The sequence below is a fragment of the Mesorhizobium sp. M4A.F.Ca.ET.022.05.2.1 genome, from assembly GCF_003998845.1.
GTDB lineage: Bacteria > Pseudomonadota > Alphaproteobacteria > Rhizobiales > Rhizobiaceae > Mesorhizobium.
In genome coordinates this window covers 1-664 of record NZ_RZOJ01000802.1, presented here as the reverse complement: position 1 = coordinate 664, position 664 = coordinate 1, and the positions used below count along the sequence as shown (strand labels likewise).

Sequence of the window (664 nt, the reverse complement as noted above, 5' to 3'; positions counted from 1 at the left end):
GTTCTTCACCATCTTCATGCACCCCACCGTGGTCTACAATCGCCAGGTCATCGGCGACGACAGCCTGCACTACGATCCGCAATACAGGCATGCCGAGGATTTCGACCTCTTCCGGCGCCTCGCCGCCCGCTACCCGGCGGCGATGATGCCGGAGAACCTGCTTGTCTACCGCATCCATCCGGGCAGCGTGACCAGCCGGCATTGCGAGGAGATGCGCCGCACGCATCTCAGGATCGTGGCCGAGAATCTCGAGGGCGAGGGCCTGGCGCAGGCGACGCAGGACCTGCGCGCCATCGGCGAGAACGTTTCGTTCGACACGGTCGCCCGCGCGGCCCAATTCATCGTTGCGCTGGAGGAGCGGATCGCCTCACTGCCCGACGAGACACGGCCAAGCTTCGCCGCCGGCGCGCTCAACCTTTTCTATTTCCTCTACCAGCTCGTCGGCGACGAGAAGAGGCCGCCGCTGACGCGTGAGCTGCTGACGCGGACGGCGAAATGGGACGCCATCCGCCGCCGAGAGAAATACGCGCTTGGCCCCGGCAACTGGGCTCCCTGGCTCAGCCTCGCCTCGATCACCGCCAGCAAGAAGGCCGACCGGCTGGCCTATCATTTCAAGGCCAGGCCGGAAGCCGAGGTGCTGAAGCCTTTTCGATTGGGGCTGGCA

At 65.4% G+C, this 664-nt stretch carries 1 pseudogene; it reads left to right on the top strand.

The features are described from left to right. Window positions 1-664, top strand: a pseudogene (locus tag EN745_RS35515) (glycosyltransferase family 2 protein); the annotation flags it as partial.